Annotated in this window: 13 protein-coding genes; 1 reads left to right on the top strand and 12 read right to left on the bottom strand. The window is 31.9% G+C overall.

Annotated elements, in window-relative coordinates:
- Positions 1-127 precede the first annotated feature (127 nt).
- The 8 genes from D1815_RS23155 to D1815_RS23120 all read right to left on the bottom strand — a co-directional run bounded on the left by D1815_RS23155 (position 128) and on the right by D1815_RS23120 (position 9,232).
- Positions 128-640, bottom strand: a complete 513-nt coding sequence (locus D1815_RS23155; RefSeq protein ID WP_027392271.1) for a PAS domain-containing protein — start codon at positions 638-640, stop codon at positions 128-130.
- 96 nt (positions 641-736) lie between these two features.
- A complete protein-coding gene (locus tag D1815_RS23150; RefSeq protein WP_118389724.1) occupies positions 737-3,208 on the bottom strand; it encodes a TonB-dependent receptor domain-containing protein in 2,472 nt (823 codons plus the stop codon).
- Entirely contained in the window at positions 3,189-4,550 is a 1,362-nt protein-coding gene (locus tag D1815_RS23145) for an HTTM domain-containing protein (RefSeq protein ID WP_118389722.1), read from the bottom strand. Before D1815_RS23145 ends, D1815_RS23150 begins: the two co-directional genes overlap by 20 nt.
- 18 nt (positions 4,551-4,568) lie before the next feature.
- Positions 4,569-5,684, bottom strand: a complete 1,116-nt coding sequence (locus tag D1815_RS23140; RefSeq protein ID WP_118389720.1) for an imelysin family protein — start codon at positions 5,682-5,684, stop codon at positions 4,569-4,571.
- A gap of 105 nt (positions 5,685-5,789) precedes the next feature.
- Positions 5,790-7,016: a DUF4856 domain-containing protein gene (locus D1815_RS23135; protein ID WP_118389718.1), complete on the bottom strand. Its 1,227-nt coding sequence runs from the start codon at positions 7,014-7,016 to the stop codon at positions 5,790-5,792.
- A gap of 197 nt (positions 7,017-7,213) precedes the next feature.
- Complete coding sequence (locus D1815_RS23130) at positions 7,214-7,672, bottom strand: heme-binding domain-containing protein (RefSeq protein WP_027392276.1); 459 nt, start codon at positions 7,670-7,672, stop codon at positions 7,214-7,216.
- A gap of 17 nt (positions 7,673-7,689) precedes the next feature.
- On the bottom strand, positions 7,690-8,556 hold the full coding sequence (locus D1815_RS23125; protein ID WP_118389716.1) for a hydroxymethylglutaryl-CoA lyase: 867 nt from the start codon (positions 8,554-8,556) through the stop codon (positions 7,690-7,692).
- Positions 8,557-8,605: 49 nt separating this feature from the next.
- A complete protein-coding gene (locus tag D1815_RS23120) occupies positions 8,606-9,232 on the bottom strand; it encodes a LysE family translocator (RefSeq protein WP_118389714.1) in 627 nt (208 codons plus the stop codon).
- A gap of 160 nt (positions 9,233-9,392) precedes the next feature.
- Here D1815_RS23120 and D1815_RS23115 point away from each other — a divergent pair, with 160 nt between their 5' ends.
- Positions 9,393-10,304 carry a spondin domain-containing protein gene (locus D1815_RS23115; RefSeq protein ID WP_118389712.1) on the top strand — a complete coding sequence of 304 codons (912 nt, stop codon included), beginning with the start codon at positions 9,393-9,395 and terminating at the stop codon, positions 10,302-10,304.
- Between the two features lies 1 nt (position 10,305).
- Here D1815_RS23115 and D1815_RS23110 read toward each other — a convergent pair whose 3' ends face one another.
- The 4 genes from D1815_RS23110 to D1815_RS23095 form a co-directional block, all read right to left on the bottom strand.
- Positions 10,306-11,343 carry a quinone-dependent dihydroorotate dehydrogenase gene (locus tag D1815_RS23110; protein ID WP_118389710.1) on the bottom strand — a complete coding sequence of 346 codons (1,038 nt, stop codon included), beginning with the start codon at positions 11,341-11,343 and terminating at the stop codon, positions 10,306-10,308.
- Positions 11,344-11,427: 84 nt separating this feature from the next.
- Positions 11,428-13,626 (bottom strand): PepSY domain-containing protein, encoded by a 2,199-nt coding sequence (locus D1815_RS23105; RefSeq protein WP_118389708.1) that lies wholly within the window; start codon positions 13,624-13,626, stop codon positions 11,428-11,430.
- A gap of 13 nt (positions 13,627-13,639) precedes the next feature.
- A complete protein-coding gene (locus tag D1815_RS23100; protein WP_027392282.1) occupies positions 13,640-14,128 on the bottom strand; it encodes a DUF2271 domain-containing protein in 489 nt (162 codons plus the stop codon).
- Between the two features lie 27 nt (positions 14,129-14,155).
- Complete coding sequence (locus tag D1815_RS23095) at positions 14,156-15,658, bottom strand: ankyrin repeat domain-containing protein (protein WP_118389706.1); 1,503 nt, start codon at positions 15,656-15,658, stop codon at positions 14,156-14,158.
- Position 15,659 lies beyond the last annotated feature (1 nt).

Here is a 15,659-nt window from a genome sequence, read left to right as displayed (position 1 = left end):
TCATAATAAAGGTCAGTCAACATTCATAACGTTAACTGACCTTATTTTTTATTATATAAAATTATTTTTCTAAGCTAAAACGATAGATAAGTATTTACAACAATAAATGTGAAAATTGATTTTTAAACTAAGCCGCTTGTTCAAAAGCTATATAATTAACTAATTTTCCTTTTTTGTCTCTTACAGGAAAACCTTTAATATGACATAAATATGTAGATCTATCCTTTTTATAATTAACAATAGAAACTTCGAACGGTTCTTGATTATCAATTGCGGCTCTAATAATCTTAGATGTTTTTAGATCCGTTTGTTCACCTTGAAACATTTTTGGAGAATTACCCACAACCTCTTGCGGTGTGTATCCACTCATTTTTTCAATATTACGAGTAGCATATACTATTTTAAGATCCGCATTAGTAATAACTATAACAGATTTTTTATGAACAAGCTCATTATGATATACGTTCTCGAAATCCCATTTTTTTGTTATTTTATTTAAAGAATCAAGATCGTTCTTAAAATTATTCAAAAACCAATTATGTTCTCCATAGAATTCCCAACTAGATAACGGAAGAACTAATGCCGGAATCGAATTGTAATATTCTGCCATCATTGTATCATAACCCTCAAACTCTTTCATAACCTGTGTTTTAAGCAAATTTATAGATTAAAACCAAAACCATAGATTGAACAAAAGTTAATTATACAAGTAAACAAAAGTTAAATTTTATCCTTATTACCACTTAAATTGCAATGTTGCATACCAAGTTAAAGGATCAGATGGTATAATTCCAGGACCTGGATATCCCGTAGCTCTTTGCGTAAAATAACTCTCATCTAGAAGATTATTAACTCCTGTTTCTAATTTAAACTTCTTATATGTGTAAGAAAAAGAAACATCTAAAATTGAATAAGATGGAATCTCACCAATAATACCATTTCTATTATCTCCATCTAAAGCTACAGAAGCATTAGAAACATCAGTAAATTGCTCAGAAAGGTATGTATATTGAAGGTTTGCTAGAAAATTCTTATAACCAAACTTAAGTCCCGTTTTTAGGTTAATCTCTGGTATAAACTCTACTTTGTTTCCTTCTACCCCCGAAAGATCAGACGATGTATATTCTGAACTGGTAAAAGAAGTGTTAGCAAAAAGATTTAATCTATAATTTTCATTATCTCCAGAAAATGTATTCCAAATATTCCAATCTACGAAACTCTCTACTCCATAAATAAACGCATCTCCGATGTTTCCTCTTACGCGTTCAGCCCTATCATTAAAAACAATGCCTATTCTATCATCATACACCAGCCCAAAAACACTCACATCATATGACAACATATTATTTAATCTACCTCGTACTCCAATATCCGCGGTAAAGCCTTCTTCATCTCCTATGTTTGGATCCACTCTAAATGTTGGACTTACTACTCTTATATCACTAAAAGTAATAGATCTATAATTTTGTGAAACATTCACATAAGTTTCTAGAGAATTATTAAGTTTATAACTAGACCCTATTCCGAAAAGAAAAAAAGATCGATCCAATTCTCTATTATCCGTCTCTGTGTTATTAGCAATAGGGTTACCAGCATTATCAAACACTACATTATTAAAAGTTCCTTCACTCTCTGTTTTAATATATTCAAATCTAAATCCTGGAGTAATAGAAAACTTCTCTGATAATTTGAAAATATTTTCTCCAAAAATAGCGAGGTTAACATTGGGGAAATCAAAAGAAGATTGATTAGGGTAATCAGGAAAAGTCTCATCCTGAAAGTTAAAATCAGGCCCTGACCCAAGACCTCCTGATCCTTGTCTAGAATCATTGGATGCTTTATAAAACTTCGAACCAATAAGAAAAACAGATTCCTTATCTAGCAAATCATATCTAGTAAGTAATCTTGCCTCTGCTCCCCAATTTCTAAAATTATCAACAATAAGATCTCTAGAATTCACAAAATTGCCAGACCCATCTACTTCATCAACATCTGTAATAGGGTTTGTATTAAGACTACCAGGAATTCCTCTAAAACCTACTGCAGATCTAGAAGCATCCAAACCAAATAGATGAAGACTAAAATCTGTCCTATCAGAAAATTCATGTTCTAGTTTTAAAGAAAATAATTTCCAATTTACATCAAACCAATTCCTAGTTCTATTACTAAATGTAGGATCTATGTTAAATTGAGTATCTGTTAAACCACCCGGTTGTTTAGCCAAATAGTCTAAATAGGTAAACTCCCCGATCAACTTCGTTCTACCCGATAATTGATAACCCAAATGAACATAGGCATTCTTAGAATCAAACTCGGAGTTAGCTCTAAACCCATCACCTTGCTTATAATTGAAATAGGTATAATAACTAAACTTACCAACAGTACCTCCTAAACTATTGAAACTGGTGAAAAGGTTATAGGAACCTAAAGTTTGACGAGATACTAATTCTATTTTCTTGTTTGGATTTGGCTTTTTCATTTTAAAATTCAACAAACCTCCAAACTGTGTTCCATATTGTAATGAAGCAGCCCCTCGCACAACTTGTATTTCTTCAATAGCTTCTGCAGGTGGTGTATAGTAACTTTCTGGATACCCTAATACATCAGCACTAATATCATATCCGTTCTGACGGGTGTTAAAATTTGCTGTACGATTAGGGTCTAAACCTCTACCTCCTATATTAAGTTGTAATCCCCCCGTACTATTCTCATAAATATTTAATCCAGCGACCTGCGCATAAATTTGCCTTGCATTATTAGAAGCTAAATTACCTTGAACATTACTTAGTAAAACTACCTCACTTTTTTTACCTGCATATATTGCAGTTCCTTCTACAGGTTTTAAACGTTTAAGTCCAAATACTTTTTCTCTTCGTTGTGTTACTACTACCTCAGACAACTCTTCTCCTAATGTTTTTAGAACAAAATTAACTTCTAGGTCATTATCCACCTTTACTTGTCGCTCCAAAATTTCATAATCAAAGCTAAAAACAGATAAATAGTAATCCCCTTGCTCCACATCCACAAATTCGAAACTACCATCTCCTCTTGTAATTGTTTGTTCTCCAGTAGATCTATTATACACCTCCGCACCTTGAATTGGTCCATTATTTTCATTTAAAACAACCCCCTTAATCTTGTATTGCGCCGATACAACTGTAGTTAACAGTAAAAAAAACACAACTACTTTACAATCCCTTAATCTCATCCTTGAATGGAATAATCCACGTTTTATGTTCAAATGACTCTTTTTGTTTTCCAAGATCCACTGTGGGATCAATATATTGACTACTTAATCTACCATTAAGCGCCACATAACTTTCTACAAATACCTGCACATTCTGATGCCCCTGTTTTTCAAAATGTTTTTTTAAGTAGTTTGCATACTCTAATATAAAATCTGGCTGTGTTGCCATTTGTTTTTGCTGAAAAGGAGTTAAAAAATCATCATTATCAACATAAAATCGTTTTCCAGTTTTTTGATCTACGATTTTAAAATTAGCGTAACCTGCCTTTTCCATTAACATCACACGCCAAGAGAAACGATACCCCTCTTCTGTCCAAAACAATTCTCCGGGATATAGCATATACCGAAACGGCAAAAGTAATTGAATCACAAAAAATATTCCTACTATCGACACAATAATTTTTGTTCTTACAGATCTTATAATTAAAGCTCTATTAGTATCAAAACCTATTTTCTTAATATTGAATATTCTTGAAATGAATTGTAATATCTTGTGATGTATATTCCCACCAAAAAATATCAATGCACTTACAATCATCACATACGGAAACATTCCTATTGGAAAAAGGACTCTAGTCAAAATATGAAACATAACTACCATTATAAAGCCGAAAACTCTAGTCTTTCTAGATAGTAATAAAAATGGAATTGTTAAATCATAAATAGCACCAGTATAACTAAATGTATAATGTACCCATTCTTGTTGCATTAAATCACCAATTAAAGGAATATCATATTTAGAAGGCAACCATATTTTAAGCGGCATAGCAGTTAATAACCAATCTGAATTAAGCTTTGCAAGGCCAGCGTAGAAATACACTATTCCAATAAGTAACTTAAGCGTATCAATTGTCCAAACTGGTATTTTCTGAAAAGACATCCCTCTTATTTTAGCATCCAATGAATAATAAGCGTTAGCTGGTAAAAAGATTAACAAAAAACTTAGAATACTAATAAAGTAGTAATGGTTAAGATACGTAGTCTTATCCATCAATTCTATATATGTAAAACTTAAAAAAAATACTATGATTGCAATTCTATATTTATACCCAATCATGACAAGTAGAGCAGAAACAGCACATAAAACAAAAATCAGATATGTATAACTGCCAATGGGTTTAATAAAATCAAACCCATAATACGAGAAGAAAAAAGTTGGTTGAACATATAATTTATCTATCCAACCGTAACTCCAAAAACGAATAATACTAATAAACATCATTAAACCAAAAAAAATACGAAAGACTGCAAGTGGTGCAGCCTCTGTATTTTTTTTAAGATATTCGTTTAATTGAAAATTCATAAGAGAACGAGATTACATTTAATCTCCATCGGCATCTACAAAATCAATATTTACAGCTATAGCCTGAAGCATATCTACTTTTAGAAAAACAACATTCTTTTGCAATTCATCATACGTATTAAGCATTAAACTATTATTTGTTCTCACTTGCTCAGAAAAATCTTCGTTTAGGTTCGTCGCTATTGTTCTAGCTGAATTAAATTGATTATTAATCAGACTACTTAAATCCTCACCGTCTTTAATAGTATTAAGAAAATCTAGGTATGTCTTTAAACTCTGACCTGTAGCATTACTACTAAAATCCTTTCCGTTAAAGAAATCTTGTAATGCGTCAAGATTCGCATTAAAAAGTGTTTTTGATAAATCGCCTTTATAAATCGCTTCTACTCTATCATCTAATGGATTCCCAGAAAATACACCTGCCGGAATACCTATTTTACCTGCACGCAAATGTTTTTCATAATGAAATATGAAATCATTTACTAACTTATCTAATGAACTTGTAGCAGATGAACCATTATTATTTACAAAAGAACCTCTAAAAGTACCTGTCCAATCGTTTAACACCTCAGATGTCATATCATCCATTCTGGTAACAAGATCAGTAAGGTAATTTTTATAATTTGTACCTGTAGTGGCGTCGGTATAGAAACCAACAATAGCGGCATCAGAATCAGAAAGACCATTAATTAAATAATCCAATGAACCAAAACCTTGTTCATCTTGCTGAGAAACAGAAGTAAGATCATAAGTTCCTGAAGATATATTTGCTTCTATATTTGTAGCACTAACAGGATATACATTCATAAAGTTTCTAAAAGAAATCTCTTCTGCTTTCCCAATTTCAAACATACTAACAGATTGCCAAGAGATAAATGCAGTTGACCAAGCCTGTCTTAAAGCTACCAAATTAGATTCATCCGTCGTACCTACAAAATCCGATGTAGCTACTTTTAATGCAGCCATATTTGTAGAAAAATTTTGATATGCTGGAATTACAATATTATCCGCCACATTTTCTAACATAGCCTTTCTATCAAAGTTATCTGTCGTTTCTCCACTATCATCACTTGATGAGCAGGCAGCCAGAATAAGAACCAAAACAACCACTGTCAAAAACCCAAACTTCTTCATCTTATTTTTATTTATTCTTAATAAATTTTTGCAAATGTAAAAAAAGAGGAGGGATTATTACAAAGTCCTTCCTCTTTTTTATCATTTTTATATTTTGTTTAATTTTTAGCTCCCAGCCTGTGCTACGGTAAAATCAAACTTAGATGCTATTGTTTCTGACATTGTATCTAAGGTTTCTGGTGTTACATCCCATAAACCATTTGTTCCTCCCATAAGATCGTCTATCAAGCTTTGTACCTCTGTTCTAGTGAAATAAGGAGTATTACTATCTGAATTTCTTGTAAACTGTAAACTATAAACAAATCCGAATCCTTCGGAAAGGTCGTGAAATGCACTTGCATAATCCACTGTACCAGCTTCTAATGCTGCTTTTCCTTGTTGTAAATAATAAACCGCTCTTACTGCAATAACTTCAGAAATTTTTTCTCTAAGAATTGCCGCTTGTTCATCACGTACGGTATAGTTTTTAGCAACAATAGCAGCTCTACCTAGTTTAAATGCATTATAAATATCATCAGCTATTCCTGTAAAATCAGCATCATCTTCTACTCTACCAACATACTTATTAAGAAAACTATCATCATCTCCAATAGTTGCATTAGGATTCGCTGGATCTACAGAAGCACCGTAAACATATCCATAAGCTTCATCCCATTTATGCTCCATAGTAGTATACATACTACCATCTGCTACTATTCCATTATCATTATTTGTTACATTATCAGCTTCGTCAAGAACAGCCGTACCTAAGTAGTTATTTAATGCTTGATCTGTCATTAACGCACCGATCAAACTCTTAGCAAATGCTTGATTATACTCTAATCCTTTAGCATTTACATATCTATTAGATCCACCTCCAGCTTCTTGAAGAACTCCTGGATTACCAGCTGTAGCAGTTATCGCCCAGTTAGGAAAAACCTCATCAACCTGACCATTAATCCAAGCATCAAAATCAGCTTTTATCGCTGCAGCTTCTGTAGCGTTAGAAGAAAAATAATCTCTTGATGCTGCTGTTTTACTTCTTACACTTTTATCAGAAGCATTTAAATCCGCATCTTCAAAATCATCTGCATTTTCTTGATGATCAAACATTGCATCTATAATAGCTTCGGTATTTGTATTATCAACAAATTGGCTGATAATTACCTCTGCCATTGCTATTCTAGTAGTTTGACCACTAAAGCTTACAGTACTTTCTCCTTCTCGTAGGAATTCATATGTAGCAGGCACTTCTACTTGCGTGATTGGAGTTGCGTCATCATCAGAAGAACAAGAACCTAAAACGATAGTTCCCGATATGCATACAATTTTGAATACACTTTTAATTTTCATTGCTTTTTATTTAGACTTATTACAAATAATTAATAAAGTGCAAATATATTCAACCAAATATATCTGGCAAATTTTATTTATACTAAATCTAAATAAATTTAAATTTTTAACAATTAGATAAAAAAACTAGTAATCCTAAATGATTATCTAACCGTTCTATTCATAAACCAGTTTCCAAAATTGTTTAACTACTGTAGTTAATTTGTAGCGTATTTTTTTCTAAGTTCTCTTGTCCAATTAATTAGAACTTCCATTTCTTCTTTTTCTAAATCACCGTGGATCCAAGTATAGGATGAAAGTGGCATTTCTCCTTCTTCTACCTCTTCAATCAACTCATCCAGTTTATGGTCTTTTTTCTTATCAGAATACCCTTCCCAATCAGAAACATTAAAATGTTCTTTTCCTTCTTCCACATGATCTGCTAACCAATAAGAAACTGGTGCTATTTCTGCATACCAAGGATATATGGTTTGATTGCTATGACAATCGTAGCAATTACTTTTTAATATTTCCTTTACCTTCTCTGTTGGCTTTGTATCATTTTCAAAATAAGCTACCGATTCATATCCTGACTCGTTCTTATCTGGTCTAACAAATTGCATAATTACTAATACTACTAACAATAACAGCCCTACTTTTTTTAATACATTTTTCATTTTATTACTCTATCTATTTAATGGTATTTCGTAAATATCTTAGTTGCTTCATTATGAGAAGACTCAAAACTCATAGTTCTTACATTAGTATCAGCCTGTACAGTGGTAAAGTAAGAAAGCATTCTCTCCGTAGGCATGTTACCTGTTAATTCATCTTTTGCCATTGGGCATCCTCCAAATCCTTGTATTGCTCCATCGAACCTTCTGCAACCGGCTTTGTAGGCCGAATCTACTTTTTCATACCAGGTTGTAGGCGTTGTATGTAAATGTGCGCCAAATTCTATATCGGGATATTTTGGGATCAAGTTAGCGTATAAATACTCTATAATTTCTGGATTAGAAGTACCTACAGTATCAGAAAGTGATAAAATTTTCACTCCCATATTACTTAACTTCTCTGTCCAATCACCCACAATCTCTACATTCCAAGGATCTCCATAAGGGTTCCCAAAACCCATGGATAAATAAGCTACTACTTGTTTATTAGCTTTATCAGCAATATTTAAAATTTCCTGTAAAGTTTCTACAGATTCTGCAATGGTCTTATGCGTATTACGCATCTGGAAATTTTCCGAAATCGAAAAGGGGTATCCTAAATAATCAATTTCTTTATGCTGCACTGCATCATTAGCTCCGCGAACATTAGCTATTATCGCTAATAATTTACTTTCTGTTGCCGAAAGATCTAATTTTGATAAAACTTCTGCTGTATCTACCATCTGCGGAATCGCTTTTGGAGAAACAAAACTACCAAAATCTATAGTATCAAAACCACAACGCAACAACGATTGGATATACTGTACTTTTTTTTCTGTAGGGATAAAATCCTTGATGCCTTGCATAGCATCTCTTGGACATTCAATGATTTTTACTTTTTCGGCCATTTATCAGCTTCTATCTAAAAGAAATTCAATTAAGAGTATAAAAATATGATTATTTTTCAGAAAACAGGATAAAAATTCCTATTCCAATAAAGACAATTATCTGCATCCATTTTAAGAACTCTCCAACCCTTGAATTACTTTTAACAAAATCCGAAATATAACCAGCCATAATTGCTATCCCTCCAAAAACAAAAAAAGACACTACGATAAACAAAAAACCTAAAACATAAAACTGCGTTACATTACTTAACTCTTGACTAAACAAAAACCCAGGAAAAAAGGCTAAAAAGAATATAGACACTTTAGGATTCAGTACATTCATTATAAAACCTTGCCTAAACAATTGCCCAACACTTTTTTTCTCAACCGAATCCTCAGAAAGCTGAATAGATCCTTTACTTCTCCATACTTTATAAGCTAAAAAGAATAAATACAAAGCCCCCATTAGTTTAATCACAAAAAACAATATCTCACTTTGTTTAATTATAACAGAAACACCAAAGGCAACCAATGTTGTGTGAACCAAACATCCGGACATCAAACCTGCGACAGTAGCAAGACCGTATTTTTTTCCATTAACAATACTTTGCATCAACACATAAATATTATCAGGTCCTGGAGAGATTGATAAGGCCAATGTGGCAATTATAAACGTATACAAGATGTCAAAATTCATTCTTAATTTTTATGAGATTACATTTCATTGACAAATCCTTCAAAAATATGCATATCGTTTTAAATTAGTTCCTAATAAATCATAATTAAAAATTAGGGTTATTTAGTAATCAACTGTTTAGAATATATAACACAAATCAAAATAACCAACAAACTCACAAATGAAGAAACGTATACTAAACTCTATTATATTACTCTTAGTATTTACAACATATAGCCAAACTACTGCCACATATGATATTGTTTTTACAAGTAATTGGGCATCTCACGGAACTTTACCCGGTAACGCACATTTTACAGAATTAGTAGGTGCTACACATAATAACAACATTGTTTTCTTAGAAATGGGTGGTTTAGCCACTCCCGGAATTGAAGACGTTGCAGAATTAGGTCTTTTCGGTGACTTCTCTAACGAAGTGAACACCGCAATTGCCGCAAATAATGCAGACCAATTTATAGAAGGCCCGAATTTATTCCCTACTTCTTCTAATCAAACAATTAAAATTAATGATCTTACTGTTAGTTCTGATTATCCGCTAGTTAGTCTTGCCTCTATGATTGCTCCTAGTCCTGACTGGATGATTGCTGTAAACAGCATATCTCTGATAGATAATGGAGGGCAATGGATTCCAGAGATTTCTATAGATCTTTTCCCATATGATGCCGGAACTGAAGAAGGAACTGGATATAGCCTTAACAATAATGCTACTAACCCGCACGAAGCTATTTCTATGCTTTCTCCATCAAATTCACCATTTAATTCTGATAAAATTGGCACTATAGTTTTTACCCAAAAACAACTTAACGTACAAGATTTTAACACACAAAAAGATGACATCACTATTTCGCCAAATCCTAGTGATGGTAATATCTCTATTCAGACTAACCATGCATCAACCTTAAAAGAAATTGAAATTTATAATGTTTTAGGTAAACAAGTTAGACGTTACAATTTTAAACAGAGTAATAGTAATATTAATCTAAACTTAAGTAATCTAAACGCTGGAATTTATCTAGTGCGACTTCATACTAATTCGGGAACAACAGAAACTCAAAAAATAATTCTGAGATAGTTTACAATCCTTTTTGAACAACCATTTTATTGATATTTTTTATCAATTTTGGCCCTTCATAGATAAAACCAGTATAAATCTGAACTAGGCTTGCTCCTGCTTCTAATTTTTCAATTGCATCCGCAGCTGTATGAATACCTCCTACTCCAATTATAGGAAAAGCTTGGTTACTTTTTTCTGATAAATATTTTATCACTTTTGTACTTCTGCTCTTGATTGGTAGCCCACTTAATCCTCCATTACCAATATCTTCTAATCTTTTCTTAGAAGTCTGTAATCCTTCTCTATTAACAGAAGTATTACTAGCAATTACACCATCCAATTTTGTTATCTTAACTAGTTCTATTATTTCATCTAATTGAGTGTTGTTTAAATCGGGAGCTATTTTTAGTACAATTGGTTTTTGTGCCGAAAATGTAAGATTTGCTTTTTGAACAGTTCTAATTAACTCTTCTAAATATTCTTTGTCATTAAGTTTTGCATGACTCCCAACATTAGGACAACTAACATTTAGTACAAAATAATCAACATATGGGTGTAATGCATTAAAACAAGCTAAGTAATCTCTCGTATAATCCTCGGGAGCTGTATCTGTGTTCTTTCCAATATTACCACCTATTATGAGTTTACCTTTATTCTTTTTTAATTGAGTAATCGCTGATTCTAATCCTTCATTATTAAATCCCATTCTATTAATGATCCCAGAATCTTCTTTTAATCGAAATAACCGTTTTTTAGGATTACCTTCCTGAGCTTTCGGAGTAACCGTTCCGATTTCAATAAAACCAAACCCAAAATTAGCTAACTCGTTATACAATACTGCGTTTTTATCAAATCCAGCTGCTAATCCAACAGGGTTTTTAAATTTCAATCCAAAAACTTCTCTTTCTAATTTGGAGTTTTTGACTTGATATAAACTTCTAAAAATACCTGATACAAAAGGAAACTTTGATAGCGTTCTAATCATTTTGAAGGTAAAGTGATGTACACCTTCTGGATCATATTTAAATAATATTGGTCGAACTAGGGATTTATACATGTAACAGCTTCTTTTGGTTTGCAAAAATACGTGTTACAAAAATTTTACCATACAAATATTTAATTTTTATAATATTCATTAGATTCAATAACAATCCATTCTGATCTGTTTATTTTTTTGAAAGGTACTTAATGGAGTGTTTAATTTATTTTCAGTTATACTTTCCAAAACGTCAAGAACTTCATCTTGCATATTAACAGACCCGCATATCATGATCAAACCATCTTTCTGAAGAACATCCACTATCACACTGTACTCTCTCTGTATAACATTTTGAACATATTCATTATTATCTTCTCTAGAATAAACCCCTTGAAAAGCGTACAATTGCTTTGTTAATTTACCTCGTTTTAGATAATCTTCATATATCTCTTTAGATTCTCGAGTTCTTCCACCCCAAAACAAATGAGTTTTAGCATATTTATTCTCACCCGCAATCATTCCTAAAAAAGGAGCTATACCTGTACCATTTGCTATTAAAACTGCATTCTTTGTATTCGTAGGTAAATAAAATTTTTCATTACGTTTAATTCTACCTTTTAAGATATCTCCCTTATTTAATTGGCTTAAATATGAGGAACAAAGACCTAAATCATGCTTTTTAACACTTAATACAATACCTCCATCTACTTTTCCTATTGAATAAAGTCGTTCTACTGTATTTTGATCTGAGCGAATAGCTAATAAATCTCCGGATCTAAAATCAATAGAAGAATCTTTTGATTGTAACCGAAGTAAAAATGTATCATCAATATTCAATGGTGTTCTATCGATGACTTCAAAAGCATCATATTCTTTATCAACAAAATCTTTAAAAACTTCAATCTCTAATGCAAGCCCTTCAGATACACTCCATTTTTGAATCCAATACTGAAAATTATCTGTTGATTTGTTATTTATTTTTTCTATCGGTAAGCTAGCAGTAAATTTAGAATGCTCTCTAAACAATTCATCTACATCTTCTGCAAATTTGCAAAACTCAGGATATGCTAAAGATCCAAAACCTACTACAGAAAATCGAAGCTCATTAATAGGTTCTATACTATTGAACAACTGATTAAATTTTTTAGCATTTGTAGGAGCTTCTCCTTCGCCATAAGTAGCAGTAATAACAATTATGTGTTGCGCTCTTTGATATGTTGTATATGAATTAAGTTCTTCTACAAAAACTGTTTTACCTACTGAAAATAGTGCTTTTCTTAGATAATTAGCAAACGTATACGTAGAGCCATTTTCTGATCCTACTAAAATTATATAATCGCTTGTATCCTTATTCCCTTTATTACATATCAGTTTACTCCCGTTACGACGTTTAATAGTCATATAAAAACCTGAATACATAAAAAACAAAATGACTACACAAGTAATCAATAAGACAAAAGACCATAAAACATTACCTTTACCTGTATGTAAGATAAGTGCGTAATATGTTGTTAATTTCACAAACGGGTATTCTTGCTCACTAAGCACATTGCCATTAAATTGATTTACAATAAGTTCTTTATTAATCAATTCTAATCTAAAGTAATCCTCTATATCATCAGAAAATGGAAATTCTATGTTCTTAACTTCGGCAAGAGATATTTTTTTAAAAACTGGAAAATCTGTAATAGCAATTACATCAGTTTTCTGATCTCCTTGAAAATTAATTTGGTGGGTGGATGTATATTTCGGGAGTAGAGAAAACTTTTCAATAGATAAATATACACCAGTCAATGCTACAATAAGAATTGGCACAAAAAACCACCTTCCTAAAACAACATGATAAAATTGATTTGCATATTCTTTATTAACCTTTGAAAAAAGTTGTAAAACGCCTCCTTGTCTCTTAGCAATAAGAACAATACCCGTAATCACAATCACAACTAACAATAAAGAAATAAAACCAACAAAAAAACGCCCGAAACTTTTGAGGAATAAAGATCGATGGAGATTAGTAGCAAACTTAAAAATTCCGGATTTACGTTTTGGTACACCTAACTTCTCTCCTGTTCTTGGGTTTATATAAATTCTTTCGTCATTTCCCTCTTTCGTTACTACAGAAGCAATTACAAAATTTGTTTCATCTACGGTAATTGCAATAATATCATCATACTCTTCCCGTAATGCCTTAATAGTTTCAGAAATCGTTACCTCTTTAATGTTATCTACTACATATGGTTTTGCAATATCAGATATTGGTTCTAAGGCAAGAATTACTCCCGTTACTGAAGCAATAAATAAAAAAATAGCAGAAGATATAGCCAAAAGAAGATGGCTATATCTCCACAACGAAATAGTCATTATATTCTATATATTATTGAGGAAGCATTCTTATATATCTAATAAAACCCTTCCCTGCCACTTTAGACTTAATCGTTTCAGTAGTTAATTCAAACTCAACATCATCCTTATAATATTCTTGATCTTCTACCGCAGTTTCAAAACGAATTTTATATCCAGCATCAATTTTATCCTTAGGTATTTTAATAATACTTATAGTTCTTTCTCCTCCAGCTATGGTAGCACCAGAAATCGCATCTATATCTGGCCTCCTTTTTCCATAGAATTTCCACCACTCTGTAATATCACTATACCACTCACTATCTTTTCCTTGCACATATAAAGTCTGATCATACTCCCCATCTGGTTTCATAAGTGAAATTACCACATAGGCAGCTTCTCCTGTATAATTAACCATCTGAATCATACACTTAAGATTCTGAGTCTTCGTTTCATTAGTAAAAGAGACCAAAGTAAAAACAGCTAATGCTGTTAAGAATACTATTTTTAAAAGTGTTTTCATTTATTCAAATATTTTATTTCCAACAATCTACTCTTGCAGAAAATCTAACTCAATGTTTTGTTTTTGTAATAATTCGTTTTCAGATGCTAAATCAAAAACGGTTTCATTAAAACTCGTTTGCATGTTTTTATCAGCTCCTTTCTCTAAAAGAAATTTTAACACATCAATACTCTTTGCCTTCATTGCAGCCAAATGTAGTGCTGTGTTACCTTCATCGTTTTTACTATTTAATGGAATATTTAATTTCTCAATTTTTTCTAAAAGAGCTACATCATTTTCTTTTACTGCCAAATGCCATAATGTTTCTCCTTCTGCTTGATGTTCTGTAAAATCAACTCCTTTTTCTAATAGTAAAGTAATTTTTTGATCGAACTCTTCTGAAGTTTTTTTATCGTATGACTCCAAAGCATAATATGCTAGTGAATTCCCTTCTGTATCCTTTAGCAATGGATTTGCTCCATTATTTAGTAATAAATTAACGACGTCAATATTATTTCTTCCAACGGCTTTCATCAATGGCGTTACACCAATTTTATTAGACTGATCAATATCTTTTACGTATTTAATCAAATATTTAATCGCCTTTAAATCATTTCTAGAAACGGCATTTGAAAAAGGAGTATCACCTTTACCATTTGCTTGATTAATATCTACCCCTTTTTTTATAAAATAATCGAATATATCTTGTTCCTTATTCTTAAAAGCTAATGCATGCAACGAATTTACTCCATCAGTTGTTACTACACCTGGGCGAATACCTACATTTTCTAAGTATTGATAAAGCTCTAAATTATTGGCACTATTCCGAGTACCTTGACTGGCAAATATAAAAGCATTTCCTCCTTTAGTATTCAAAGTTTTATAAGCCACACCCTTTTTAATAAGCAACTCTAAAATCTTCGTATTACCCTTTTTTGCAGCATAATTGAAAATACCATTACCATTATCATCCTGACTGTGTATATCAATGCCTTTATCAACGAAATATGTGATCAAAGTTTCATCTTCCAGAAATGGTGCTACAAGTAATAATGGATTGGCACCATCGTTATTTTTTTCTGTCATCGGATTAGCACCATTTTTTATACAAAAATCATATAGTTTTGTGTTTTTTTGACCGGTAACCGCTGCAAAATTTAACAATGAGTATCCGTGACTATCAATAATATCTGTTCTCGCTCCTTTTTCGAGTAGAAACTGCATCATTTCAAGATTATCCCGATAAATTGCCCAAAAAATATAGGTTCTACCATCGTGAGTTTTCTTATTAACATCATTCCCTTTCTTGGTCAATAGATATTCTATAGTAGAATTCCTCACTTTTTCTAAAAGTGCGTATGAAATAGCATCAAAAGCAAACCTATTTAACGCTGCTGGATCATTGCCTGCAGCTATATCCTTATCTATTTGTTCGATACCAGGATTAGACTTCCAGTATGTTCTGTCTAAAAAAACATTTTCTTGTGCTTGTATTTTCGAACAGATCAGCACAAAAATAGTAACCAACCATATATTATGTATGTTTTTCATA

Origin of the sequence: Aquimarina sp. AD1 (genome assembly GCF_003443695.1) — a bacterium.
GTDB lineage: Bacteria > Bacteroidota > Bacteroidia > Flavobacteriales > Flavobacteriaceae > Aquimarina > Aquimarina latercula.
This window is presented reverse-complemented; position numbering and strand designations above follow the sequence as displayed.